Consider the following 24,431-nt stretch of genomic DNA (forward strand, 5'->3'; position numbering starts at 1 on the left):
TTATCGGCCTGCCGTGAGGCGTCGCGACCGACGCCGGCAGGCTTGATTCGCAACTTTTGATTTTGCTGAAATTTTGTGCTATGCTCCTCAGACGAATGGAGCTTGCCCGTCATCCAATGCGTGCCTTCGGGCACCCTTTTTTTTGACACCAGCAATATTGGGGGCGCAGTCATCCGGTCGCGCGGACCGGTGGAGTGCGCGAGGGGGTTTTGCTTAACTATTCGGACGGGCGAACGAGCAACAACAGGACGGCCTCTCCGCGAAGAGCTGTCCGGCGGCGGCGTTAATAGGAGTATCCCTTTATGGTCACCAAGAAGCCTCAGCAGCGGCTTGGATTCAAGACGGGCGAGTATATCGTCTATCCGGCGCATGGCGTCGGCCTCATCACCTCGATCGAGGAGCAGGAAGTCGCGGGGCTGACCCTCGAGCTGTTCGTCATCTCGTTCGAGCAGGACAAACTGACCCTTCGCGTCCCCGTCGCCAAGATCAAGTCCGTCGGCATGCGCAAGCTCGCCGAAGAGGACGAAGTCAAGAAGGCGCTGGACACCGTCACCGGCCGCGCCCGCGTCAAGCGCACCATGTGGTCGCGCCGCGCCCAGGAATATGAAGCCAAGATCAATTCCGGCGACCTGATCGCCATTTCGGAAGTGGTGCGCGACCTGTTCCGCTCCGACGACCAGCCGGAGCAGTCCTACTCGGAGCGCCAGCTGTTCGAGCAGGCGATGGACCGCATGAGCCGCGAGGTTTCGGCGGTCAACAAACTCACCCTCACCGAGGCGGTGCAGCTGATCGAGAAGAACCTCTCCAAGTCGCCGCGCCGTGGCCCCAAGGCCGACGCCGCCGACGCCGAGGAAGCTGCGTAAACGCAGCCGACGTCAACGCATCGGGGCCGGTCGCAAGACCGGCCCTTTCTGTTTCTGGCCCTGAGCGCTTGCGGGTCGGACGGTCCTTTCCCACCATTGCCGGGACAGGCCTTCCTGACAGAGCCGCGCCAAGCGATACGTCCATGACCGCCATACCCCGCGCCATCCTCATCGCCGCTGCCGTCCTCGTTGGCCCCGATCGCCGGGTGCTGCTGGTGCGCAAGCGCGGCACGGAAATCTTCATGCAGCCGGGCGGCAAGCTCGAGCCCGGCGAGGCGCCGCAGCAGGCCCTGGTGCGCGAGTTGCGCGAGGAACTCGACCTCGAGATCGATCCGGGCACAGCGACCTATCTCGGCAGCTTCTCGGCTCCCGCCGCCAACGAGGCGGATACGACGGTGGTCGCCGAGGTGTTCCGCTTGCCGATCTCGAGCGCACCGTCGCCACAGGCCGAGATCGCGGAAGTCCGCTGGGTCGATCCTGCCAAACCCGGCGAGCTGAAGCTGGCGGTGCTGTCGCGCGACCATATTCTGCCGGCGCACCTCAGCATCCCCTGAGCCCGGCTAGCGGGGGAGCGGCCAGAAGGCGCGCACGCGCTGCTGGTAGGCACGGAAGCTGTCGCCGCGCGAGCGCAGCATATGGGCTTCGAGCGGCGGAATCCCCGAAACGTGCACCAGGAGCCAGTACATCATCATCGGCGCCAGTAGCGTCGCCAAGCCCCACGGATAGGCGAAGCTGATGCCGATTACTGGATAGGCCAGCCAGTACAGCCATTCGAAGAAATAGTTGGGGTGCCGGCTGAGCGACCAGAGGCCGACATCGCATACCCGGCCGGCATTGCCACGGTCGGCCTTGAAGGCGCTCAACTGGGCATCGCCGAGCGCTTCCCCGCCAATGGCGGCCAGCGCAATGACCACGCCGACGACGTCGCCGATCCCCAACGGGGCGGGGTTGGCGGCCGCGGCAAGCACCGCAATCACCAGCACCAGTGCGGCGACCGTCTGAATCTGGAGGAACACGAAGAGCTGGCTGCGATAGCGCTCGCCCCACGCGCGGCGCAGTTCCGCATAGCGCGGATCGTCGCCGCCGCTGAGGGTGCGGCGGGCAATGTGGGTGCCGAGCCGCAGGGCCCACAACAACAACAGTGCCATCACCAGCAGAGCCCGGCCGTTCGGCATGCCGCCCGCAGCCCACCACACCGCGCCCGCCCCGACCAGCCCGGTGCCGTAGCTCCAGAATGTGTCGGCCCAACCGGATCGGCCGGAAGTGATCGCCAGTCGCCAAGCCAGCGTCATCACCAGCGACAGGGCCACGGCCGCGCCGGCGATCGCGAGGCCAACCGTCATTCAGTGCGCTCCAGCAAAGTCGGTTCACGCACCGGCACGGTGCCAGAGGCAATCGGGCGCCGCGCCGGCGACCAGTCGAAGAATGGGATGCCCTTGGCGAGCAGCCTCAGCGCCTCCCAATGAATGCCGGCGACCACCTTGAGGGTCATCAACGGGTAGCCGAGGAAAGCCCGCCACAATGCACGATTCGACAGCTCCTCACGCCGCCCGCTGAAACTGGCGGTCAGCAGCAGCCCCGCGGCATCGTCCTCGAGAATCGAGATGCCGACGCGCTCGTCGGGGGCTCTGATGCGGAAACGATAGATGCAGTCCATCGGCATGAAGGGCGAAACGAAGAACTGCTTGCGCGCGGCGTGCCGTACCACCCGTTCCTCGCCCAGCGCAGGCAGCGCATAGGTGTGGCGCTCCCCGTGGGTGTTGTGCACTTCATACATAATCCCGGCGAGTCGCCCGTCCCGCCGGTGGCAGAAATAGACGCTCAGCGGGTTGAAGACGAAGCCGAGCAGCCGCGGATAGCAGAGCAGCTCGACCCGGCCGCCGTCGCAATCGATCCCCGCTTCCGCCAGGCGCTCGGCAACCCACGCCTTGAGCGGTAGGTGGCCATCTCCGTGATCGGACTGCCGGAAACTGAACAGGCCGCGGCGCTCGATGCCGAGCAGCCGGAACCGCCCGGCCAGCAGCTCGAGTTCATCGAGGTCGAGCAGCAGGCAGAACACCTTGTAACGGAGACTATGCCGCTTCGGCCGCAGCCGGCTGTGCATGACGTCTCCGCGATAGAGCGCGGATCTCATCGCGCCGCTTCCAGCACGGCGGGCGCCCTCGCGATGCGGCTGTGCTGGACGGCCCAGGGTGGAGCAATGCCGAACCGGGCGGCAACGGCCAGCCCGGACTGCAGCGCATCCTCATGGAAGCCGTAGCCGAAATAGCTGCCGCAGAACCAGGTATTGCGCGCCCCCTGCAGCCGCCACAGCTCGTTCTGCGCCGCCAGCGCCGCATGGTCGAACAGCGGGTGGGTATACTCGAAGGTGCGGATGACGCTCGCCTGCCGTGGTTCCCGCGACGGGTTGAGGGTCAGGAACAGCTGCCGACGGGTGCGCAGCGACTGCAGGTGGTTCATCCAGTAGCTGACGCAGAGCGGCCGCTCCGCGGCGCTCTCGTCGGAACCGATATAGTTCCAGCTGGCCCAGACCGAGCGTCGACGCGGCATGAGCGCCGGGTCATCGTGCAATACAGCGACATTCGGAGTGTAGCGGAAGGCGCCGAGCACGGCCTGCTCGTCGGCGGATGGATCCTCGAGCATCCTGAGCGCCTCGTCGGCGTGGGCGCCGATCACCACATCGGTGAACACCTCACGCCCGCCGGCCGCATCATCGACCATGACCAGCCCGCCCTGGCGCCGCACCCGTATCGCCTTGGCTCGCCGCTGCATCGAAGTGCCGATATCGGCCAGCAACGCTTCCACATAGCTGCGACTGCCGCCCAGGACAGTGCGCCATTGCGGCCGGTTGGTGACCTGCAGCAGCCCGTGGCTGGTGAAGAAGCGAAGGAACGAGCGCATGGGATAGTGCCGCATCTGGTCCGAAGTGGTCGACCAGATCGCCGCACACATCGGCAGCACGTGCTCGTCGATCAGCGCCCGCGACCAGCCGCCGCGATCGAGGAACTCGCCGAGCGAGATCGCCTCCACCGCGTCCTCCTCGAGGTTCCGCGTCACTTCGTAGAAGCGGACGATATCGGCAATCATGCGCCAGAAGCGCGGATTGACGAGGTTTCGCTTCTGCCCGAACAGGCCGAATGGCCGGCTGGAATACTCGAGCCGTCCATCGCCCACGGAAACCCCGAGCGACATGTCGGAATCGAGGCTCGCCACCTGCAGGTGTTCGAGCAGCGCCGTGAAGTTGGGGTAGTTGCCCGGGTTGAAGACGATGAAGCCGGTATCGACGGCGATCTGCCCCTCCGGACAATCGACGTCGACGGTATTGGCGTGCCCGCCGAGCCAGGCATTGGCTTCGTACAGCACCACCTCATGACGCCGGCTGAGCAGCCAGGCTGCCGAAAGCCCGGCGATCCCGGCGCCGATAATTGCGATGCGCCGCCCCGACGCTCGTGCCTGGTCTTCGTGGAAATGTCGCACCTGAGGTTCCCATCTGCTGCCGATGGGAGCAACTACGGGTCGGCGGCGCCAATTGTTTCAGCCCGTGCGAAAAACTGTGTTCGGTGAAACAGTTGGCGGCTCGCGCCCGTTACTGCCGTCGCAGTTCATCGGGGAGACCGCCGCATGCCGCCAGCCCTCGTCGCCTATGCCGGTGCCGCCATCACCATGCTGGCGCTCGACGCCATCTGGCTCACCACCATGGTGCCGCGCCTCTACCAGCCGCAATTGGGCAACCTCTTGGCCGAGCGACCCAACCTTGCCGTGGCCGGCCTGTTCTACCTGCTCTACCTGGTGGGTGTAGTGGTGTTCGCCATTCTGCCCGCCCTCGAGACGCGCAGCTGGCTCGCAGCACTGGGCTTTGGCGCCCTGCTCGGCCTCGTTGCCTACGGCACCTACGACTTCACCAACCTCTCGACGCTGCGCAACTGGCCGCTGGCCCTCAGCCTCGTCGACGTCGCCTGGGGCGTGGCGCTCACCGGCGTCACCGCATTGGGCGGTTATTGGGCCGTGCGCTGGCTGCTGCCGGGCTGATTCTTCACTGAAGGGTCGTACCAGCACGCGGTTATGGTGCCACTGAAATCACCCCACCCGCGATGGTGACAGGGCCAGACCGAGCCCGACAAGCGCGGACCAGCCCCCGCCAAGTTCTACTCGACCGTGACGATCTTGTATTTCTGACCCGCGATCAGCGTGTCGCCCGGGTAGAGGTTGTTGAGGATGTAGAACAGGTCGGTGCCGCGGCTGAGCCCGCTCATCCGCCGCGCCAGCGAGTCGGCGGTATCGACGTTGCCGGCGGTGACGGTGCGGACCACCAGCTTCTTGACCTGCGCCAGGTCCTTGGCGGTGGCGCCCCGGAAGCTCTTCAGCGTCGCGTCTGCCGCCTTGCCGAAGGCCGGGCTGTCGAACTTGGCCGCAAAGATGAAGCGGTAGACCCGCCCCTCGTGCCGCACCACCGCCACGCGGAAATTCCACTGCGGCGTTACCGCGACGCCGGTCGCCATGTCGAAGCCGTTGGCGCTCTCGCGCTTCACCGTCGTCGGCTGCAGACCGGCGATCCAGCCGGACTTGAGGTAATCCTCGAGCCCCATCGACGCCGGCACTTCGGCACTGTCGAAGCGCACCGCCTCGCCCTCCCCGGCAACGCCCACCACGGCACCCTTGGAAATCTGCAGCGTGTAGTTCTGCGGCACTTCGAAGGTGAATTTCAGCGTCGGGTTGATGTAGCGGCGGCCCACCACCGCGCCCTGTGCCGGGCTGTCGCCAAAGGCGAGCCCTTCGATGCCGGCCATGTAGCTGTCGCGCGCCGTCTCGCCCAGCCCTGGCGCGCCGAAGGAGGCGCGCGCCGTCTCGATGGCCTTCTGGATGCGATCGGGGGTGGAGGGGTGAGACGAGAGGAAATCGCCTTCCTGGTCGGCGTCGCCGGCCGAGAAATGCGCGAACCGGCCCATGGCGCCGAGGAAGCGGGCCGCCGCATGCGGATCGTAACCGGCCTTGCCCGAGGTCAGGATGCCTTCCTTGTCGGCGGCCAGTTCCTGCTGCTGGCTGAATGCCGCAAGCGACATCTTCGAGCGGTTGGACGCCTGGTCGGTGGCCGTGTCGGCGCCGAACACGCCCGACACCACCTTGTCGACGATCTCGTTGGTCCGCGCCCGGTTGGTGCGGGCCCGCGCATGTTTCAGCGTCACGTGGGCGATCTCGTGCGACAGCACGGCCGCGATCTCGGAGGTATCCGAGGCGAGCGCCAGGATGCCGCGGGTGACGTAGACGTAACCGCCCGGCAGCGCGAAGGCGTTGACTTCGGCGGTATCGAGAATCGTGACGGTGAACTTCTGGTTCGGCTGGTCGGCGGCCGCCAGCAAGCGCCCGACGATCCGCGCGATCATGATCTCGGCCTGCCGATCCGAGTAGATGCCGCCGTAAGAGGCGACGATGCGCGGATGCTCGCGCGCGCCGATGGCGTCTTCCTCCGGATCGTCCGAGGCGACGATCGGTGCGTTCTGGCCCTCGGTACGGCTGACCGTGACGCCCGGCAGGCTCGAGCAGGCGGCGAGCACTGCCAGCAGTGCCGCAGCGAGCGGGGCGCCGAGCGCCGTGATCATCGAATGCGACTTCATGGAGCGAGGAGAACCTCTATCTGCTCTGGATGGGTGACTTCGACCCGCGGGCCATCGATATCATCCACCCAGCCTCTGATCCTGACGAGGGCACCCTCGAGCTTGAGGGGGTCGAGGCCGGAGCGCGAAAACAACTGGACCGCCGGCCGCTCGAGCACGGCGGTGAAGTCCTCTTTCCACGATCGGCCGAAATTCAGGTAGATGCGTCCCTGCGCCTCATCGGCGAGAAGCACCCGACCCTCCACCAGCTCATAGTGACCCAGGCGCCCGGCCAGTTCAGCCGGCCGGTCCGCCCGTCGCACGAGATAGTATGGGTCGGTCCAGATGCCAAGCTTCATCAACCGTGCCGAGCCCTCGGCGCTGAGCAACTGTGGCAGACATGCACGGTTGTCGGGAAACGAATAGACCCGGGCCCAGCCGTCGGCGATCATTCGCTGCTGTACCCAGAGCTCGGGCGTCCCGACGACGAACACCTGCCCCAGGGTGCGCCCGTGCCGGTCGACCTGCTCGCCGCCATGCCGGACCTCGACCCGCTTGCCCAGCGTCAGCTTTTCGAGCGCCAGCCGCGCCTCCTCAGCCTTCGGCCAGGTCTCGAAATCCTCGCGCCCCAGGGGCAGCTTGGGCGCTTGTGTACCGATCAGGCGGACCACCACGCCGGTGTCCAGCACTACCGTATCGCCGTCGGTGACCGAGGTGACGGTGCCCTTGGGACCATCGACCAGGCCATCGCAGCCCAGGGCGAGAGCACTCAACGGCATGGCGACGAACACCGCAGCCGCAGCAAATCTGAGCACTTTTCGAGCAAGCAAACCTGGCCCCATCCGACACATCGCAAACTGCACGAAATTGCGGCGAAATTCTTCCTTTCTGCGGCCATAGCACGACGAGTGTTGCACCTTGGCCACTTCCCCTTAGGATCACCGCGATTCTGCTGCCGGACCGCTGACCGATGCTCGCCGAACTCCTCGTCCATGCCGCGAGCTACCGCCTGACGCCGCCGGCGTTTCGCCGGCATCTGGGCGAGGCGGTCGGCCTGTGGGCGCGCGGCCAGCGCCAGACCCGCGCCTGGGCGCCGCACCTCGCCAACTCGCGCGGCCTGATCGACACCAGTATCGATGATCTTGCCTCGCGCCGCACCGTCGTGGTGCTCGGGTCCGGTCCGCTGTTCGATCTGCCGGTGGAATCGCTCTGCCGCACCTTCCGGCGCGTCATCCTGGTCGACCGCATTCACCTCTCGACCATCGGCCGCCGCGTCGACCGCTATCGCAATGTCGAGCGCCAGTGGCGGGACCTGTCGAGCGCCGCCAATCCCGGGGCGCTCGACTTCCTCGACGCCATCGAGGACCTCGACTGGGTGATCTCGCTGAGCCTCGTCAGCCAGCTGGCGGCAGGCGCGCCCGGCGCCGAACGGCGCGAGGTCGATGGCCATCTCGACAAGCTTGCCGGCCTCGCCTGCCCGGCAACGCTGATCACCGACCTCGACTACCGCGTGTTCAATCGTCACGGCGTGGTGCTCGACAGCGCCGATTTGCTGCACGGCCGGCCGGTGCCGCGCAGCGGGTTGCGCTGGAAGTGGGAGGTGGCGCCCTTCGGCGAAGAAGGCCGCCACACCCGGCGTGTGCACTCGGTGGCAGCCTGGCCGGACTGGCGCCACGCCTGACCACCGAACTCGGAAGCGAACTGCCAGACTTTGCCTGTTCAGCTCTCTTCAGACCGGTTGCCGCTCAGGCCAGCCGTGCGTCGAGCGTCACGTTGATGGCGCCAAGCGCTCGCGATACCGGGCACTCGGCTTTCGCCTTCTCGGCCAGCTCGCCGAATTTGGCCGCGTCGATTCCGGGCACCTTGCCTTCGACCGTCAGAGCGCTGCCGGTGATGCCGGTGCCGGGGATCAGTTCGACCGCCGCGGTGACCTTGAGGTTTTCCGCCGGGGTGCCGTTCTCGGCGAGGAAATGGCTGAGCTGCATGGCGTAGCAACCCGCATGCGCCGCACCGATCAACTCTTCGGGATTGGTGCCCGACTTGCCGCTCTCGTCGACGAACCTGCCCTTGAACGTATAGGGCAAGGCGGCGAACGCGCCGCTCATCACGTCGAGCGTGCCGGCCCCCTGCTGCAATGATCCCTGCCAGTTGGCGGTGGCGGTGCGCTTCATCGGAAAACTCCATGGTTTGCTGTTGGCAATCGCCAGCCTAGCGCGGCGAGGACCAGGCTTGCCAGCGCGCCCGTGCACCGGCTGCGCTCAACGGCGGCTCGCGGCGCCGGTTCCCAGTCCCCGGGCACTTTCCCTTGCGTCCCTGCCGGCGAGGGGCTGGCAAGGGCTGGGTAACCATCCGGCTCTATCCTGTGCGGGTCGCTATCGAGAGTGCCCATGCGTAAGTCTCCCCTGCCCGCTTTGCTGACCGCCCTGCTGCTGACCTTCGTGCTCGCGGGTTGCTCCTCGCTGGGTGGCCTGACCAAGGACAAGCAACCGCTCTCCGCCCGTACGGTCAGCGTGCTTGCGGCGCTCGACACCACGCCGGCGGCGCCGATGCTGGTGCGCGTGTTCAAGGAGAGCTCGGAACTCGAGGTCTGGAAACCGGACAGCCGGGGCACCTACCGCCTGTTCAAGACCTATGCCATCTGCAAGTGGTCGGGCGAACTGGGCCCCAAGGTCAAGGAAGGCGACTATCAGTCGCCCGAGGGCTTCTATGAAGTGACGCCGGGGATGATGAACCCCAAATCCAGCTATTACCTCTCCTTCAACACCGGCTTCCCGAACCGGCTCGATCGCGCCCAGGGTCGCACCGGCACCAACCTGATGATCCATGGCGACTGCAAATCGGTCGGCTGCTACGCCATGACCGACGAGCAGATGAAGGAAATCTACGCCCTGGCGCGCGAGAGCTTTGCCGGCGGCAACCCGAGCTTCAAGCTCGAGCTCTACCCCTTCCGCATGACCGAGGCCAACATGGCCCGGCATGCCGCCAACCCCAACATGGCGTTCTGGCGTAACCTCAAGCAGGGATACGACGTGCTGGCAGAGACGCAACGCCCGGCCAGCGTCGGCACCTGCGGCGGCCGCTACGTGTTCAATGCCGGCGGCGCCAGCCTGCCCAATGATCCGCTGGGCGCCTGCCCCGCCAATCTCGAGGCCCCTACCACCGCCGACCTCTCGGTCGCGGCCGGCAACCCGGCGTTCTCGTAAACTGTCGTGGGCGGTTGGACCGCCGCCCCGATGTCCCGCGGCGCGGCGACCAGGTCACCCTTTGGTGGGTTTGCAGCGCGGCGCTCATTTGCTATGTCCCGACACAGCGACCCCGTAGCTCAGCAGGATAGAGCGCAGGATTCCTAATCCTGAGGCCGCGCGTTCGAATCGCGCCGGGGTCACCAGTTGCATGAGGCCATGCCGGACGTCTCCGGCCGTGCAAGGAGGACCCGATCATGAACCTTAGGAGCCCATCTGCGCTCGCCCGCATCGCGCTTACCGCCGTGCTCGCCGGCACCCTTGCCGCCTGCTCGATGGGCGGTGGCGGCGGGCAGCTGTCACCGGGCCTGTCGGCGCCGATGAACCAGCCGGGCGCCACGCTCAACCGCGTCGAGGCGCTGTTCCTGCTCAACGACTTCCGTCGCTCGCGCGGCGCCGCCGACGTGCGCGGCGACACCGTGCTCGACAGCACGGCCCAGTCTCTGGCTGCGGCCTACGCCAAGACCGGTGCCCAGCCGGCCCTGCCGGCCGGCGCCGTGGTGATGCGGCTCAGCGCCGGCTACACCACCTTCGCCGAGGTCTTTTCCGGCTGGCGCAACGTGCCGGCCGATGCCGCAGCGATCGCCGACCCCACCGCCAAGCGCGCCGGCCTCGGCGTCGCCTACGAGCCGAACTCGTCGCACGGCGTCTACTGGGTGCTGGTGCTTGACGACTGACGCCGAGATCATCGACTGCCGCGGGCTGAAATGCCCGCTGCCGGTGCTGAAGATGGAAAAGCGCCTGTCGCAACTGGCGGCAGGCGCTTCGTTCATCGTGCTCGCCACCGACCCGATGGCCAAGGTGGATATCCCACTCTACTGCCGACAGAACGGGCATGCCTGCGAGGTCAGCAGCGAGGCTGACGTGCTGCGCTTTGCGATTGTGAAAGCGGCTGACTGATAGAGACGGCCCCCTCCCGGCCTCCCCATAAAGGGCGAGGTGAAGAGTCGAGGCTTTGTCTTCGATCGTGCCAAATGAACCGGCGCGGCACCTCCCCCTTTATGGGGGAGGCCGGGAGGGGGCCGTCTCTATCGGGTCTCAACCGATGCCACCGCCGCCGGCGCCCAGGTCGGGCGGGGACGCGGCAGCGGCACATCGTCGATGAGAATGCCGAGGTCGGTGGCCGAGTAGACTACGCCGTCGATCTCGTCGGTCAGGTAGCTCGGATGCCCCTTGAGCCCCATCGGGAACGCCGCCTCGCGCTCGGCCACGTAGGCCTTGGCTTCCTTGCCGCAGATCTGCGCCCGCATATTGACCGGCGGCTGGTCGATATTGCTCAGCTGCACCACATTCTTGCCGGTGCCGCTCACCGCGCCGGACAAGCCGCGCAGGAACAGCTCGGCCGTCATCTCGTTGCGCTCGCGTGCCGAGGAGCCGCCCAGCACCACTGCCAGCATCGAGCGCCCGCCGCGCTCCACCGTCGCGACGATGTTGAGGCCCGAGGCGCAGACATAACCGGTCTTCATCCCGGTGGTGCCGGCGAAATGCTCGAGCAGACCGTTGTTGGATTCGAGCTTGGCCTTGCCCAGCCGCACCGCCTCGGTGCCGAACATCGGCAGGTACTCGGGAAAATCGCGCCTCAGGATCAGCGCCAGGATCGCGAGGTCACGCGCCGACGTCACCTGGCCCTCGTTGTGCAGCCCATGCGGATTGACGAAATGCGTGGCCGTCAGTCCCATGGCCGCTGCCATGCCGTTCATTTCCTCGACAAAGGCGGGCACCGAACCCGACACCGTCTCGGCGATGGCGACGGCCATGTCGTTGGCCGACTTCACCACGAGGATGTAGAGCGCATCCTTCATCGTCACCGCTGCCCCGACCTTGAGCCCGGATTTGCTCGGGGCCTGGTTCCAGGCGTTCTTGGACACTTTCACCTTGGTGTCGAGCGTGACCTTGCCGGCTTTGATCGCCGCGAACGCCACATAGGCGGTCATCAGTTTGGTGAGCGAGGCCGGGTGCCACGGCACGCCCGCATCCTCGGCGTAGAGCACCTCGAAGGTGTCGGCGTCGACCAGCAACAGCGGATTGGCCCAGGCGGGCGTGGTACCGAGGACGGTGAGGATGACCAACAGGCTGGCGCAGATGCGCCGACGAAGATGCGCGAACAAGGCGCCTCCAGATGCAGATCGTCTCGGGGTGGGCAGCGTTCTAGCAATGCGGCCCGCGTCGCTCAACCGCTGCCGAAAGCCGCTCAAACGATTTTGAAGCATGGCGGCTACCTCTAGGTTAAGTCGGGCAGATTGAGGGCGCTCGACCAACGATGGAACAGAGTCCGGCGCGGCTCCGGCAAGCCGGCCTCGAGCACCTCGAGCGCGGTGATGCCATCGATCCGGAAGCTGCGGAAATCGTGCCGCAGCGTGCACCAGGCGACCAGCGTCTGGTAGCCCTCGAAATAGCCCAGCGCCACCGGATAGACGGTTCGCTCGCTCGTGGCGCCGCTCTTGTCGCGATAGCCGAGCCAGACCTGCTTTTCCTCCCGCAGCGCCCGGCGCAGTCGCCCCAGCGGATTGGCTTGGTCGATCGTGCGCGGCGGAATGACGAACAGCCCCACCGAGACCATCTCTTGGCGTCTGGCGTTGGGCAGCACCGCCTCGATCTTGCTGGCCGCGTCGCGCGCTGTTGCCGCCATATCGCCGTCCGGTCCGTAGATCAGGCCGCGCAGCCCCAGCACCAGCGCCTCGATTTCTTCGTCGGTGAACATCAGCGGCGGCAGGAAGTGTTCGGCGCGCAGCTGAAAGCCCAGTCCGGCCTCGCCGTCGATGGCCGCGCCCATCGACTTCAGCGTTTCGATATCGCGATAGACCGAGCGCAGCGACACGCCCATCTCCTCGGCCAGCACCGCGCCGCTCACCGGCCGGCGGCGCCGCCGCAACGCCTGCATCAGCCTGAGCAACCGTTCCGAGCGTTTGGCCATTCAGCCCTCGATCGCTGCTGACAAAATCGGGCGCCGGCCGGGGCTAGCCTTGTGGCATCGACAACACGGGAGCACCGACATGACCGCCATCCTCACCATTCTCACCGAAGGCTTCGCCGACTGGGAGACCACGCTGCTCAATGCCGCGGCGCACAGTTTCTACAAGGTGGACACCAGCTACGCGACCCCTGGCGGCAAGCCGGTGACCTCGTCGGGCAACATGACGGTGACGCCGCAGCTGGCGCTCGAAGCCGTGAACGTCGCCGACTATGACGCGATCATCGTCTGCGGCGGCGCCATCTGGCAGAGCCCCGAGGCGCCGGACATGGCGCCACTGCTCAACGCGGCCAAACGCCAGGGCAAGCTGATCGGGCTGATCTGCGACGGCACCGTGGCCGGCGCCCGAGCCGGGCTGCTCGACACGATTCGCCACACCAGCAATGGCGACGGCTACCTCGACTTCACCGGCTATGCCGGCAAGGCCCACTATCGCGACACGCCCGCCGCGGTAACCGACGGCCGGGTGGTCACCGCCGGCGGCACCTCGCCGGTGAGCTTCATGGCCGCGGTGATGGACGGCCTTGGCCTCGCCGACGAGAACCTCGACTACTATGTCGGCCTGCATGCAGCGCAACATAGCAAGGCGGCTTGACCCGCTGGAGCCGGTGCGGGCTGACCCCCACCCCTGTCCCCTCCCCCTCAAACAGGGGGAGGGAGACGCTAGCCTCGATGGCGGTGTGAGGGTCTCCCTTCCCTTGTTTAGGGGGAGGGATCAAAGGTGGGGGTCAGCCCGCACCCGTCGTCGCAACAGCTCACACCGGCAACAGCAACCGATCCCGCCGCACCACCTCGGCCGACAGCCCCGCATCCGCGGCGTGCCGCGCCACCCGCACCACATAGCGCCCCGGCTCCACCAGCCAGTGCTGCGCCTCGGTGCGGTAGTAGGCGAACGCCCGTTCGTCCAGCTGCAGCGTCACGCGCTGTCGCTCTCCCTGCGCGAGGTACACCTTTTCAAACGCCTTCAGCTCCTTGGCCGGGCGCGGCACCGTCGCGTCGGGCGCCGAAACGTAGACCTGCACCACGTCCGAGCCGGCGCGGCGCCCGGTGTTCTCGAGGGTCACCGAAACGCTTACCGTGCCATCTGCTTCAAACCGGGTCGCATCCAGCGCGAGTTCCGACACCGCAAAGCTGGTGTAGCCAAGCCCGAAGCCGAACGGGAACAGCGGCGCGATGCCATGCCGATCATAGTGGCGATAGCCGATGAACACGCCTTCCTCGTAGCGGACCTTGCCGTCGAGCCCGGGATAGATCTCGCGATCCTGCGAATTGGTTGGGTTATCCGCCCATTTGACCGGAAAACTCTGCGGCAGCCGCCCGCCCGGCTCGGCCGCGCCGGTCAGCACGTCGGCAATGGCATTGCCGGCCTCCTGCCCCGGGTACCAGGCCTCGAGCACTGCCGCGACCTTGTCGAGCCACGGCATCTCCACCGGTCCGCCGGTCTGCAGCACCACCACGGTGCGCGGGTTTGCCGCCGCCACTGCGGCGATCAACTCGTCCTGCCGGCCGGGCAGCGTGATCCGGTCGAGATCGCTGCCTTCGGTGTCCCACTCGCCGTTGCGCCCGACGAACAGCAGCGCCACCTCGGCATCGCGCGCCACCGCCACCGCCTCGGCGATCGCCGCGTCGCCCAACGGCAGGCCGATGCCCGCGGCGAAGGCAGCGAGCCCCAGGGTCGCGAACGGCTTGGTGGCGAATTCGATCACCACCTCGTAGCGGCGGCCGGCTTCGAGATCGATGGTGCCGACCACCTCGTCGCAGCCCTCCTCGAAGAAGGTGCGGCCCTTCTGCCAATTGGTCCACGCATCGGCCACGAGCCTGCCGTCGACCAGCACGCGCGAGAAGCCGGCGCTGTAGATGCCGACCCGATGCTCACCGCTTGCCGCGGGCGTGAAGCTGCCGGTGAGGCGGGCAGAAAAGTGCAGCGGATCGACCTTGCCGCCGCCGACCCGGCCGATCCAGAACGCCTGCGCTTCGTCCAGCGTCTCGGTGAATACCGGCGCGCCGTCGAGCGCTTCGTTGGCGAAGTAGTCCGCCGTGAAACCGCCGCGCAGCAACGGCTCGAACCGGTGGTTGGTCGCGCCCGCCGCATAGCTCAGCCGTGTCTCGCCCAAGGCAGCAACCAGACCGTCCCAGGGCGACACCCGGTAGTGCGGGTTGAGCTGCGCCGAGCCGCCGCCCATGATCTGCGCTACCTTGGCGTTCGGCCCGATCACCGCGATCTTGCCGGCGCCGCCGAGCGGCAGCAGTTCGCCTTCGTTCTTCAACAGCACGGCGCCCTCGGCACCGGCGCGGCGGATCAGGGCGCGGTGCTCGGCGCGATCATCCGCCCGCTCCGCCCATTCGCTGTGATCGTCGAGCGCGCCGGTGCGCTCCATCAGCCGCAACACGTCGAGCACGCGCGTCCTGAGCGTCGCGCGGCTGACCTCGCCTGCCTCGACCGCGGCCACCAGCTTCGCACCGCGGTCGCGCGACGGCCCCGGCATTTCGAGATCGAGCCCGGCATTGACCGTCGGCGCTGTGGAGTGCGAGCCGAACCAGTCCGACATCACCACGCCGTCATAGTGCCACTCGCGGCGCAACACCTGGTCGAGCAGCCAGGGGTTCTCGCTGGTGAAGGTGCCGTTGAGCTTGTTGTACGAGCTCATGATGCCCCAGGTGCCGGCACGCTTGACCGCCCATTCGAACGGCACGAGATACAGTTCGCGCAGTGTCCGCTCGTCGATCTCGGAACTGATCGTGGTGCGCTCGATCTCCGATTCATTGCCGGCAAAATGCTTGATCGTCGCCGAGACGCCCTGCCCCTGCAGCCCCTCGATATAGCCGACGGCAAGGCTGGCAGTGAGGATCGGATCCTCCGAGTAGCACTCGAAGTTGCGACCATTGCTGACCGAACGATGCAGGTTCACCGTAGGCGCGAGGCTCACATGCGCGCCCTTCGACTTCACCTCCTCAGCCAGGGCCGTGCCGATCTCGGTGAGCAGCCGGACGTTCCAGCTGGCGCCCAGCGCAATCCCCACCGGGAACGCCGCCGACTTCACCCCGCCGATCAACGAACCGCCACCCCGCGCGCCGTTCGGCCCGTCGGTGACGCGGAGTTTGCCGATCCCCAGCCGTTCGATCGATGGCAGCGACCAGAAATCCTCTCCCGATAAGAGGCTCACCTGCTCCTCGAGCGTCATCCGGTCGACCAGCTCTTCGATCCGCCCCATCGTCAGTTCTCCTCGTTGAACGTTCTACGCCCTTATCGCGGAGCGCACCGGCAAGGCAACCGCCCCGCAGGCGCCGGGCACCCCTAGTCACAAGCAGTAACCGTGTCTATATTTGTGACTAATGTAACGCCTCAAGGAGGCAGACCTGTGAAACCGATCCCCGGCCGCAGTGAAACCTGCAACGCCATGGCCGACATCCTCAATCGCATCGGCGACAAGTGGAGCGTCATGATTGTCGGCTATCTCGGCAAGAAGACCATGCGCTTCAACGAACTGCGCCACACCATCGGCGGCATCTCGCAGCGCATGCTGACGCTCACGCTGCGCAACCTCGAGCGCGACGGCCTCGTCACCCGCACGGTGTACCCGGAGATTCCGCCGCGCGTCGAATATCAGCTCACCGCTTTGGGCCAGAGCCTGCAGGCGCCGATCAGTGCGCTCTGGGCGTGGGCCGAGGAGCACCAGGGCGAGGTGCAGAGCGCCCGGCTGGAATATGACGGACTGAATGCCGACGCTGCCGAGCAGCACCCGCCGGAGCGGCGCTACGCCGGCGCCGCAAGGTGACTGCAGGGGTTGCGACCCGCTCTAGCCTCGCTGACGACCTGAGCGCCATCGGCCTCGGCGATGGCGACGCCGTGCTGGTGCACGCCGCGCTGCGCCAGGTCGGCAAGCTCGTGAACGGCCCGGACGACATCATCGACGCCCTGCGTGACGTCATCGGCGAGGCCGGGACGATTATCGGCTACTGCGACTGGCAGCTCGACGACGAGCTGCGCGATGACCCGGCGATGCGGCCGCACATCGCGCCGTTCGATCCGGAGCGCTCGCGCTCGATCCGCGACAACGGCTACTGGCCGGAAGCGCTGCGGACCACGCCCGGAGCGCGGCGCAGCGCCAGCCCCGGCGCCTCGATGGCCGCGCTCGGCGGCGAGGCCGAGTGGTTCACCGCGGACCATGCGCTCGATTATGGCTACGGCCCGCAATCGCCGCTCGGCAAACTAGTGGAAGCCAAAGGCAAGGTGCTGATGCTGGGCGCTCCGCTCGACACCATGACGCTGCTGCACCATGCCGAGCACCTCGCCGATTTCCCCAACAAGCGGATCCTCCGCTACGAGGCGCCGATCCTCATCGCTGGAGAAACCGTCTGGCGCTGGTTCGAAGAGTTCGACACCTCCGATGTGCCCGATGGCCTGCCGGAGGATTACTTTGCCACCATCGTCGAGCAGTTTCTCGCCACCGGCCGCGGCAAACGGGGCAAGGTCGGCGCGGCAAACTCGGTGCTCGTCCCCGCCGACGAGATGGTGGCGTTCGGGGTCGACTGGCTCGAACGCTGGGGCAAGACGCGCTGACCGTAGTCCGAAATTCGGCAGCACCACCGCGAGCGGTGAAGCTGGGCTTTTCACCAACCACCGGCTGTCATCCCAGCGAAAGCTGGGAACCAACTCGCCGCCCGCGAAAGTGGATGCTTGGGTCCCAGCTTTCGCTGGGATGACACCGTGCGTGGGTTGATCGCAGTGGGTCAACCTCACCACCGCGACCACTTTTTCCCGTGACTTAGTTCATCTGCGGAACGCCCTACCGCTTCGCTACCCAGGCGCCGCTGTCGCCATAACGCTTGCCCGAGAACTTCTCCGCCGCCAGCAATTCGCCCAAGGTCTTCAGCTCGTCAGCCGAGAGCCTGATGCTTGCCGCGGCGACGTTCTGTTCGAGATGCGCAATGCGCCGCGCTCCTGGAATCGGCACGATGAAATCGCCCTGGTGCAGCACCCAGGCCAGCGCCAGTTGCGCCGCCGTCACGCCCTTGTCGGCCGCCATCTGTTCGAGCAGCCGCACCAGCGCGGCATTGGCCGCCATGTTCGCTTCGCTGAAGCGCGGCAGGCTGCGCCGGAAGTCACTGGCGCCCAGATCTTCCGGCTTCTGGATTGCACCGGTGAGGAAGCCGCGGCCAAGCGGGCTGAACGGCACGAAACCGATGCCGAGTTCGCGGCAGGTCTCGAGGATCTCGCCCTCCGGATCGCGCGTCCACAGCGAGTATTCGCTCTGCAGCGCTGCGATCGGGTGTACGGCGTGCGCCCGCCGCAGCGTATCGGCGCTGGTTTCCGACAGCCCGATCGCCCGCACCTTTCCCTCGCGCACCAGCTGCGCCATGCCGCCGACCGCGTCCTCGATCGGCACCTCTGGGTCGACGCGGTGGAGGTAGAACAGGTCGATCGCTTCGACGCCCAGGCGCTTGAGCGATGCCTCGGCCACTTCGCGGGCATGTTCGGGCCGCCCGTCGACGCCGGTCATGGCGCCGATATCGGTCTTGGTCGGATCGATCCTGAAGCCGAACTTGGTGGCGATCACCACCCGCTCGCGAAACGGCCGCAGCGCCTTGCCGACCAGAATCTCGTTGGCGAACGGCCCATACACCTCGGCGGTGTCGAAGAAGCTGACGCCCAGCTCGACGGCGCGATGGAGCGTGCGCACCGCATCGGCCTCGTCCTGCCCGCCATAGGCATGACTCATCGCCATGCAACCGAGCCCGACCACCGAAACGGTCAGCGGACCCAGGGTTCGCGTCGCGAGGCTAGCGGCGGGCGCCTGCCCGCCGGGCGGCTGGCGGTCGCTGGCGGCGTTCCGGGAGTGCTGCGTCATAGTCCTTCATCCTCTTCGATGTGCCGGCATAGCCGGCGATCTTGGCGTCGAGGACAAGGAGGCAATCGGCGAGCCGGGCGAGCTGAGCCCGCACCCGTTCGCGATGCTGCTCGAGCAGCGCGCGACGCCCAGCCTCGGTCGCAGGGCCGGCTTCGCGCAGCGCCGCATAGTGCAGCATCTCGCGGATCGGCATCCCGGTCGCCTTGAGGTGACCGAGAAACTCGATCCAGGTGAGGATCGACTGATCGTAGTCGCGCTGCCCCGAGCGGTCCCGATCGGCATAGGGCAACAGCCCGATCCGCTCGTAATAGCGGAGCGTGTGGGCGGAAACTCCCGAGCGCCTGACCAGCTGACCGATCTTCATCGTTGCCTTCCTTGTCCCGACGAGAACCAAGGCTAGGAGTTCGAGCGCACTCTAAGTCAAGCGGCGATTTTCGCGCGGTGCCCACCGTGGTTCCAGCTCGGAGATATGTGAGAGCACCAGAACCCGCCCACCCACCGGGTCATTCCCGCGAAAGCGGGAACCTCTGTTTTCGTGCCCGACGCACCATCGCAAACGGAGATCCCCGCTTTCGCGAGATGACCCGGTGGCAGTTCACTCGTCCGGCGAGTAACTCCGGGAAACGCCTACGCGTTGAAGCCGCTGTCGACGAGGATCGAGGTGCCGGTGATGCTGCGCCCGCCGGGGCCGGCGAGATGCACCACCGCTGCTGCGATATCCTCGGCGGCGCCGAACCGGCCGAGCGCATTGAGCCCCAATTGCGACGGCGCCATCGGTCCGTCGGCCGGGTTCATGTCGGTGTCGGTCGAGCCCGGATCGACCGTGTTGATGGTGATCCCCAGCGGCCCCAGTTCACGCGCCAGGGCGCGGGTCATGCCGCCCAGCGCCGATTTGCTCGTGACGTAGAGGCTGAGCCCCGGCCCTGCGACGCGGGTGGCCATGTTGGTGCCGATCGAAATGATCCGCCCGCCCCCACGCATGTGCTTGACCGCCGCCTGCGTCGCGAAGAACGGCGCCCGGGCATGGATCGAGAACAGCCGGTCGAAGCTCTCGACCGTGACCTCGCCGAACGGTCCGCCGGTGCCGACACCGGCATTGTTGACGAGGATGTCGAGGCGGCCGAGTTCGGCAACCGTACGGTCGACGGCGGCCATCACCGCACCGGCATCGGCCGAATCGACCTGCATGGCGACGGCGCGCCGGCCGAGCGCCACGACCTCTCGCGCGACCTCGCCGGCCTTCTCGCCGTTGCGCTCGAAGGTAAAGGCGACATCGGCGCCGGCCCGCGCCAGCGCCAGCACGGTGGCTGCGCCAATGCCGCGGCTGCCGCCGGTCACCAGGGCCACGCGGCCGGAAAGCTCAAGCTCGGTCATATCGGATCTCCATTTTTCTACCGATCGGTACACAATTGGCTATGACGGTTGCGATCAAGCGTCAAGAATTTTATACTGATCGGTAGACAATCGTCCGGAAACCCGATTTTGGCAGGCCGCCCCAGAGAGTTCGATCGAGACCTGGCGCTCGAGCAGGCGATGCGCCTGTTCTGGGAGCGCGGCTATGAGGGCACCTCGATCAACGACCTGACCGAGGCGCTCGGCGTCGGCAAGCCGAGCCTCTACGCTGCCTTCGGCTCCAAGGAACAGCTGTTCTACGAGGCGCTCGATCTCTATGTGCGCACCTACGGGCCGACCCTCGGAGACATGCCCACGGCGCGCGGCGCCATCGAGTCCCTGCTGCGTTCCAACGCCGAGACCTATGTCGATCCCAACATTCCCTCAGGCTGCATGATCGTCCTCGCCGCCGCCGTCGGGCCGCCGCAGAACGCCGAGGTGCGAGCCCACCTCGCGAGGCTGCGCAACGCGTCGACCGGCTCGTTCGCGGCGCGGATCAGGAAGGGCATCGTGGATGGCGATGTGCCTGATGGCGCCGATGCCGACGCCATGGCGCAGTTCTACACCACGGTGCTGAACGGGCTCGCATTGCAGGCCCGGGACGGCGCCGGCGGCGCCGCCCTTGAGCGAGTGATCGACGGCGCCATGGCCGCCTGGGATGTGCTGGCCGGGGCGAACAAGGCGGCAGCGCCCTAGGGGCGCGGGCTTCTCGGTGTCACCCCAGCGAATGCCCATCGGGACGCTAAGTTACGGTCTCGCCCCACCCACCGGGTCATTCCCGCGAAAGCGGGAACCTCTGTTTTCGTGCCCACCGCACGATCGCAAACGGAGGTCCCCGCTTTCGCGGGGATGACACCGAGGTTTGTAGGACTTGCAGAGCGTCGTTTCGCCTGGCCGGGCGCTCCGCAGGGCCTGAGGCAGACGCTTTACACCAGCGCCTTGATTTCCTTCTTCCGCCACCAGCCCAGGTAGTAGCTGGCCTGGAAGAGGAGCAGGGCGCTGAAGCTCATGCAGTAGCCCCACCACACCCCTTCGAGCCCGAAGAAGTGGCTGAGCGTCAGGGCCGCCGGGATTTCGACGAGGACGATCGCCGCCAGCGACAGCGCCATCGGGATCCACACATCGCCCGAGGCGCGCATCACCGCCGAGAACACCGAGCCCCAGCCGAACACCAGGCAGCTCCACAACACGATGTGCAACAGCCGCTCGGCGATCTCGACCACCGACTCGTCGGTGATGAACAGCCGCACCAGATGCTGCGAGAACAGGTAGGCGATCAGCACCAGCACGCCGGTGACGATCAGGTTCATCAGCAGCGCGGTGCGGGTCACCTTCTCGACGTCGTCGAAGCGCCGCGCCCCGATCGCCTGCGCCGCGAAGATCGAGGCGGCGATGCCGATCGACATGGCCGGGAACTGCACATAGCTCAGCACCTGGTTGACCGCGCCATAGGCCGCGGTGGCGTCCGAGCCGAAGCGGTTGACGATGCCGACGATGACGATAGCCGAGATCGACGACACCACCATGGCGACGCCGGCCGGGATGCCGAGCTTGAGGATCAGCCCGAGCAGCGGCAGATCCACCTTCAGGTGCCGGAACAGCTCCGCGTCGGGCGCCATCGGGCTCTTCTTGTAGTTGAGGTAGAAGAACAGGAAGATCAGCACCACCACGAAGCCGGCGATGAACGCCACCGCCGCCGAGAGCACCCCGATCTGCGGCAGGCCGAACCAGCCCTGGATCAGCGCCGGGGTGACGAACAGCCCCACCCCGATCGAAAAGATCAGGGTCAGCAGCGGCGTCACCGTGTCACCGACGCCGCGCAGCGTCGAGGTGATGATCAGGAACAGGAAGAACCCGGGCATGCCGATCAGGACGATCCGCCCATAGGCAGTCGCTTCGGCCACGATGTCGGCCGGCGCTCCGAGCAGCTCCATCAGGTTCTGCGCAAAAAAGCCGCCGAACACCGCTACGACGAGCCCCATCAGGAAGCCGACGGTCAGTGTCGTACCGGTCACCTGCTTGATCTTCAGCAGGTTCTTGGCGCCCCAGGCCTGCCCGATCAGGATCGCGGCGCCGGAAGCGAGGCCGATAACGAACGAGATCAGGAAGATCATGATCGGGAAGAACACCGAGACGGCGGCCAGCGCCTCCACTCCGATCATCTGCCCGATATAGATGTTGTTGATGGTGCCCGACAGCGACTGCAGGATGTTGCTGAGCATCAGCGGCACGAGGAAGACGAGGAACCGCTGCCAGAGCGGCCGAGAGAGATTGTTCATCGAGTGAACTCCGAAACCCGTAAATCATGCGACGGCGTTGGCCCCAAATGGCCGGCGGCCGGTCGATGACCGGGTCGCGAGGCGGGCCACTTCACATCTCAGCTGAAGATGCAGGCGGGTCGGAGCACGATGGGGTATGAACGCACGGGCGGTTCTCTAGCCCCGGGGAGAGCCGCCGTCAATCGCGCGACCACGCTGTCGCCTGCCCGCGTTGCCAATGAAAATCTGAAGGAATGCCAATGACCCAGCCCGTCGCCAAGCCTGTGGCCCAGCCTGTAGCCATCGTCACCGGAGCAGGCCAGGGCATCGGCGCCGCCGTCGCGCGCGAGCTTGCCGAGCGCGGCTACCGGCTGGCGCTGTTCGCCCGTTCCGAGCAGGTCGAGGCGGTCGCCGCCGAGCTTTCCGCCACCGCGGTGCGCGGCTCGCTCACCGAGCCCGCCGACCTCCAGCGCCTCGTCGACGTGACCCTCGCCACCCATGGCCGCATCGATGCAGTGGTCAACAATGCCGGGCACGTCCCGACCGGCGATATCGGCGCCATGCCCGACGAGGAATGGCAGCACGGCTTCGACATGATCGTCTTGAACCCGGTCCGCCTGATGCGGTTGGTGACGCCGCATTTCCTCGCCGCCAGGCGAGGAGCCGCGGTGAACATCTCGAGCTTTGCCGGCAAATCGCCGGACCTCTCGATGCCGATGTCGTCGGCGCTGCGTCCGGCCTTGCAGGCCTGGACCAAGCTCTATGCCGACCGCTACGGCGCCGATGGTCTCCGCATGAATGCCGTGCTGGCGGGCTTCCTCGACAATTACGATACCGTCGAAGCCCGCCGCCGGAAGATCCCGGTCGGCCGCTATGGCGAGCTCGGGGAACTTGCCAAGGTCGTCGCCTTCCTCCTCTCCGACGACGCCTCCTACGTCACCGGGCAGAGCCTGCTGGTCGATGGCGGCATGACGCGGGCAGTGTAGCGCAAGTTGCCCAGCGGATGGCGGATCTGCTCCCCTCCCCCTCGGGGGGAGGGGCTGGGGGTGGGGGCCATCGGTGATCACCGCACCACCCCCACCCTCAATGCCTCCCCTCAAGGGGGAGGGAAGCGATCGCATCCAGCTCGTGTGATGGACTTCTGGCCCCATCATTGCGGTGAATGGCGCCGATCACCAGATGTCATCGCACCATCGCCTCAACCTGATGTAGCGTCCCCACCCATGCATGCTCCCGCCCCCGGCGGACCCGCGCAGTTCTGGCTCGGCGTCCGCATGTTCCTCCCCGTTGCCGTTTCCATCGCCGCCTACGGCGTGGTGTGGGGGGTGCTCGCCGGCCAGGCCGGGCTGAGCGTCCTCGAAGTGGCACTGATGAGCGGGCTGGTCTTCGCCGGCGCCAGCCAGTTCGTGGCGCTCGACATGTGGACCCCCGGCACCCTGCCGGTGCTGTCGATCGTCATCGCGGCGGGCATCGTCAACCTGCGCATGCTGCTGATGTCGGCGACGCTGCGACCGCTGGTCGGACACCTGTCGCTGCCCAGGCAACTGGGCGCCATGTTCTTCGTCTCCGACGAGCAATGGGCGATGACCATGGCGGAGGTCAGGAAGGGGCGCGGCAGCGTGGCGTTCCTCCTCGGCACCGGCGTCCTCAGCTGGTTCACCTGGATGGGGTCGACGCTGTGCGGGCGAGTGCTTGGCGCCTTCATCGACGACCCGACGAAATACGGGCTCGATTTCGCCTTCACCGCCACCTTCCTCGCCTTGCTGCTCGGCATGTGGCGCGGCCGCGGCGACCTCGTGCCGTGGATCGTCGGGGCACTTGCCGCCATCCTTACCTCGAGGCTGATCGAGGGAAACTGGTACATCATCGTCGGGGGCCTCGTCGGCAGCTTTGCCGGCGCCTTGGCCGAAACCATCCGGGAGCGCCGCCATGTCGCTTGAGGCGCTGATCGCCATTCTCGGCATGGCCGCGGTCACCTTCGCCATTCGTGCCGGGGGCCTGCTGCTCGCCAACCGGCTGCCCACCACCGGCTTCGTTGCCAGCTGGATGAAGCATGTACCGGGCGCCGTGCTGGCCGCGCTGGTCGCCCCCGCGATACTCGCCGGCGGCGCCGCCGAGGCCATCGCCGCCGCGGCCACGGCGCTGATCTACATCGCCAGCAGGAACCTGTTTGCCGCCATGCTCGGCGGCGTGCTGGCCGTCTACCTCGCTCGCCTGGTGCTGGGCGCTTAGCGGGGCCGGCGGAACACGGCGGCCCTCTTGCCC

General features: G+C 66.8%; 27 protein-coding genes and 1 tRNA gene. 15 read left to right on the forward strand and 13 right to left on the reverse strand.

The features are described from left to right. Positions 1–302: 302 nt before the first annotated feature. Together APS40_RS07685 and APS40_RS07690 are read left to right on the forward strand one after the other, a co-directional pair. A complete protein-coding gene (locus APS40_RS07685; protein WP_055046486.1) occupies positions 303–863 on the forward strand; it encodes a CarD family transcriptional regulator in 561 nt (186 codons plus the stop codon). A gap of 143 nt (positions 864–1,006) precedes the next feature. Then, positions 1,007–1,417 (forward strand): NUDIX hydrolase, encoded by a 411-nt coding sequence (locus tag APS40_RS07690; protein WP_055046487.1) that lies wholly within the window; start codon positions 1,007–1,009, stop codon positions 1,415–1,417. Positions 1,418–1,423: 6 nt separating this feature from the next. Here APS40_RS07690 and APS40_RS07695 read toward each other — a convergent pair whose 3' ends face one another. From APS40_RS07695 to APS40_RS07705, 3 genes are read right to left on the reverse strand one after another with little or no spacing between them, the layout of a single operon-like run. Next, positions 1,424–2,206: a DUF1295 domain-containing protein gene (locus tag APS40_RS07695; RefSeq protein WP_055046488.1), complete on the reverse strand. Its 783-nt coding sequence runs from the start codon at positions 2,204–2,206 to the stop codon at positions 1,424–1,426. After that, the gene (locus APS40_RS07700) at positions 2,203–2,997 is read right to left on the reverse strand and encodes a DUF1365 domain-containing protein (RefSeq protein ID WP_055046489.1); all 795 of its coding nucleotides are present in this window, start codon (positions 2,995–2,997) and stop codon (positions 2,203–2,205) included. The genes APS40_RS07695 and APS40_RS07700 overlap by 4 nt, the downstream gene beginning before the upstream one ends. Further along, positions 2,994–4,340 (reverse strand): NAD(P)/FAD-dependent oxidoreductase, encoded by a 1,347-nt coding sequence (locus APS40_RS07705; protein ID WP_236884218.1) that lies wholly within the window; start codon positions 4,338–4,340, stop codon positions 2,994–2,996. Before APS40_RS07705 ends, APS40_RS07700 begins: the two co-directional genes overlap by 4 nt. Before the next feature lie 144 nt (positions 4,341–4,484). Between APS40_RS07705 and APS40_RS07710 the strand changes: the two genes are divergently transcribed. Further along, positions 4,485–4,892, forward strand: coding sequence for a DUF2177 family protein (locus APS40_RS07710; RefSeq protein WP_055046490.1), 408 nt, complete (start codon positions 4,485–4,487; stop codon positions 4,890–4,892). Between the two features lie 116 nt (positions 4,893–5,008). Here the strand turns inward: APS40_RS07710 and APS40_RS07715 are convergent, their stop codons facing one another. Together APS40_RS07715 and APS40_RS07720 are read right to left on the reverse strand one after the other, a co-directional pair. Next, on the reverse strand, positions 5,009–6,475 hold the full coding sequence (locus APS40_RS07715) for a M48 family metalloprotease (protein WP_055046491.1): 1,467 nt from the start codon (positions 6,473–6,475) through the stop codon (positions 5,009–5,011). Next, positions 6,472–7,380: a thermonuclease family protein gene (locus tag APS40_RS07720; protein ID WP_236884219.1), complete on the reverse strand. Its 909-nt coding sequence runs from the start codon at positions 7,378–7,380 to the stop codon at positions 6,472–6,474. The genes APS40_RS07715 and APS40_RS07720 overlap by 4 nt, the downstream gene beginning before the upstream one ends. A 44-nt stretch (positions 7,381–7,424) precedes the next feature. On the opposite strand from APS40_RS07720, the gene APS40_RS07725 reads away from it, so the two are divergent. Next, positions 7,425–8,135 (forward strand): hypothetical protein, encoded by a 711-nt coding sequence (locus APS40_RS07725; protein WP_055046493.1) that lies wholly within the window; start codon positions 7,425–7,427, stop codon positions 8,133–8,135. Between the two features lie 64 nt (positions 8,136–8,199). On the opposite strand, the gene APS40_RS07730 is transcribed toward APS40_RS07725, so the two are convergent. Further along, positions 8,200–8,625: an OsmC family protein gene (locus tag APS40_RS07730; RefSeq protein WP_055046494.1), complete on the reverse strand. Its 426-nt coding sequence runs from the start codon at positions 8,623–8,625 to the stop codon at positions 8,200–8,202. Between the two features lie 216 nt (positions 8,626–8,841). Here APS40_RS07730 and APS40_RS07735 point away from each other — a divergent pair, with 216 nt between their 5' ends. The 4 genes from APS40_RS07735 (at position 8,842) to APS40_RS07750 (ending at position 10,596) form a co-directional block, all read left to right on the forward strand. Further along, complete coding sequence (locus tag APS40_RS07735; RefSeq protein ID WP_156342861.1) at positions 8,842–9,657, forward strand: L,D-transpeptidase family protein; 816 nt, start codon at positions 8,842–8,844, stop codon at positions 9,655–9,657. Positions 9,658–9,765: 108 nt separating this feature from the next. Continuing rightward, positions 9,766–9,842 (forward strand) — tRNA-Arg (locus APS40_RS07740). A gap of 51 nt (positions 9,843–9,893) precedes the next feature. Continuing rightward, positions 9,894–10,373 (forward strand): CAP domain-containing protein, encoded by a 480-nt coding sequence (locus APS40_RS07745; RefSeq protein WP_055046495.1) that lies wholly within the window; start codon positions 9,894–9,896, stop codon positions 10,371–10,373. Further along, positions 10,363–10,596, forward strand: coding sequence for a sulfurtransferase TusA family protein (locus APS40_RS07750; RefSeq protein ID WP_055046496.1), 234 nt, complete (start codon positions 10,363–10,365; stop codon positions 10,594–10,596). The genes APS40_RS07745 and APS40_RS07750 overlap by 11 nt, the downstream gene beginning before the upstream one ends. Before the next feature lie 128 nt (positions 10,597–10,724). On the opposite strand, the gene APS40_RS07755 is transcribed toward APS40_RS07750, so the two are convergent. Both APS40_RS07755 and APS40_RS07760 read right to left on the reverse strand, forming a co-directional pair. Beyond that, positions 10,725–11,804, reverse strand: a complete 1,080-nt coding sequence (locus APS40_RS07755; RefSeq protein WP_055046497.1) for a D-alanyl-D-alanine carboxypeptidase family protein — start codon at positions 11,802–11,804, stop codon at positions 10,725–10,727. A 113-nt stretch (positions 11,805–11,917) separates the two neighbouring features. After that, positions 11,918–12,610, reverse strand: a complete 693-nt coding sequence (locus APS40_RS07760; protein WP_055046498.1) for a helix-turn-helix transcriptional regulator — start codon at positions 12,608–12,610, stop codon at positions 11,918–11,920. A 79-nt stretch (positions 12,611–12,689) separates the two neighbouring features. Here APS40_RS07760 and APS40_RS07765 point away from each other — a divergent pair, with 79 nt between their 5' ends. After that, complete coding sequence (locus tag APS40_RS07765; protein WP_055046499.1) at positions 12,690–13,262, forward strand: DJ-1/PfpI family protein; 573 nt, start codon at positions 12,690–12,692, stop codon at positions 13,260–13,262. Between the two features lie 160 nt (positions 13,263–13,422). Here the strand turns inward: APS40_RS07765 and APS40_RS07770 are convergent, their stop codons facing one another. Continuing rightward, on the reverse strand, positions 13,423–15,879 hold the full coding sequence (locus tag APS40_RS07770; protein WP_055046500.1) for a beta-glucosidase H: 2,457 nt from the start codon (positions 15,877–15,879) through the stop codon (positions 13,423–13,425). 147 nt (positions 15,880–16,026) lie between these two features. Here APS40_RS07770 and APS40_RS07775 point away from each other — a divergent pair, with 147 nt between their 5' ends. Then, positions 16,027–16,443 carry a winged helix-turn-helix transcriptional regulator gene (locus APS40_RS07775; RefSeq protein ID WP_055046501.1) on the forward strand — a complete coding sequence of 139 codons (417 nt, stop codon included), beginning with the start codon at positions 16,027–16,029 and terminating at the stop codon, positions 16,441–16,443. Next, positions 16,440–17,228: an aminoglycoside 3-N-acetyltransferase gene (gene aac(3) / locus APS40_RS07780; RefSeq protein WP_055046502.1), complete on the forward strand. Its 789-nt coding sequence runs from the start codon at positions 16,440–16,442 to the stop codon at positions 17,226–17,228. The genes APS40_RS07775 and aac(3) overlap by 4 nt, the downstream gene beginning before the upstream one ends. Positions 17,229–17,454: 226 nt before the next feature. On the opposite strand, the gene APS40_RS07785 is transcribed toward aac(3), so the two are convergent. The 3 genes from APS40_RS07785 to APS40_RS07795 all read right to left on the reverse strand — a co-directional run bounded on the left by APS40_RS07785 (position 17,455) and on the right by APS40_RS07795 (position 19,890). Next, a complete protein-coding gene (locus APS40_RS07785) occupies positions 17,455–18,516 on the reverse strand; it encodes an aldo/keto reductase (protein ID WP_082434256.1) in 1,062 nt (353 codons plus the stop codon). Further along, a complete protein-coding gene (locus APS40_RS07790; protein WP_055046503.1) occupies positions 18,449–18,880 on the reverse strand; it encodes a MerR family transcriptional regulator in 432 nt (143 codons plus the stop codon). Before APS40_RS07790 ends, APS40_RS07785 begins: the two co-directional genes overlap by 68 nt. Positions 18,881–19,143: 263 nt before the next feature. Beyond that, the gene (locus tag APS40_RS07795) at positions 19,144–19,890 is read right to left on the reverse strand and encodes an SDR family NAD(P)-dependent oxidoreductase (RefSeq protein WP_055046504.1); all 747 of its coding nucleotides are present in this window, start codon (positions 19,888–19,890) and stop codon (positions 19,144–19,146) included. A 108-nt stretch (positions 19,891–19,998) separates the two neighbouring features. Here APS40_RS07795 and APS40_RS07800 point away from each other — a divergent pair, with 108 nt between their 5' ends. Next, a complete protein-coding gene (locus APS40_RS07800; protein ID WP_236884220.1) occupies positions 19,999–20,604 on the forward strand; it encodes a TetR/AcrR family transcriptional regulator in 606 nt (201 codons plus the stop codon). A gap of 230 nt (positions 20,605–20,834) precedes the next feature. Here APS40_RS07800 and APS40_RS07805 read toward each other — a convergent pair whose 3' ends face one another. Beyond that, positions 20,835–22,187: an MATE family efflux transporter gene (locus APS40_RS07805; RefSeq protein ID WP_055046505.1), complete on the reverse strand. Its 1,353-nt coding sequence runs from the start codon at positions 22,185–22,187 to the stop codon at positions 20,835–20,837. 239 nt (positions 22,188–22,426) lie between these two features. Between APS40_RS07805 and APS40_RS07810 the strand changes: the two genes are divergently transcribed. The 3 genes from APS40_RS07810 (at position 22,427) to APS40_RS07820 (ending at position 24,398) form a co-directional block, all read left to right on the forward strand. Then, complete coding sequence (locus APS40_RS07810) at positions 22,427–23,152, forward strand: SDR family oxidoreductase (protein WP_055046506.1); 726 nt, start codon at positions 22,427–22,429, stop codon at positions 23,150–23,152. Between the two features lie 237 nt (positions 23,153–23,389). Further along, on the forward strand, positions 23,390–24,106 hold the full coding sequence (locus APS40_RS07815) for an AzlC family ABC transporter permease (protein ID WP_197279458.1): 717 nt from the start codon (positions 23,390–23,392) through the stop codon (positions 24,104–24,106). Next, positions 24,096–24,398, forward strand: coding sequence for an AzlD domain-containing protein (locus APS40_RS07820; RefSeq protein WP_055046507.1), 303 nt, complete (start codon positions 24,096–24,098; stop codon positions 24,396–24,398). Before APS40_RS07815 ends, APS40_RS07820 begins: the two co-directional genes overlap by 11 nt. Positions 24,399–24,431: the final 33 nt, after the last annotated feature.

It is taken from the genome of Devosia sp. A16 (genome assembly GCF_001402915.1).
Classification (GTDB): domain Bacteria; phylum Pseudomonadota; class Alphaproteobacteria; order Rhizobiales; family Devosiaceae; genus Devosia_A.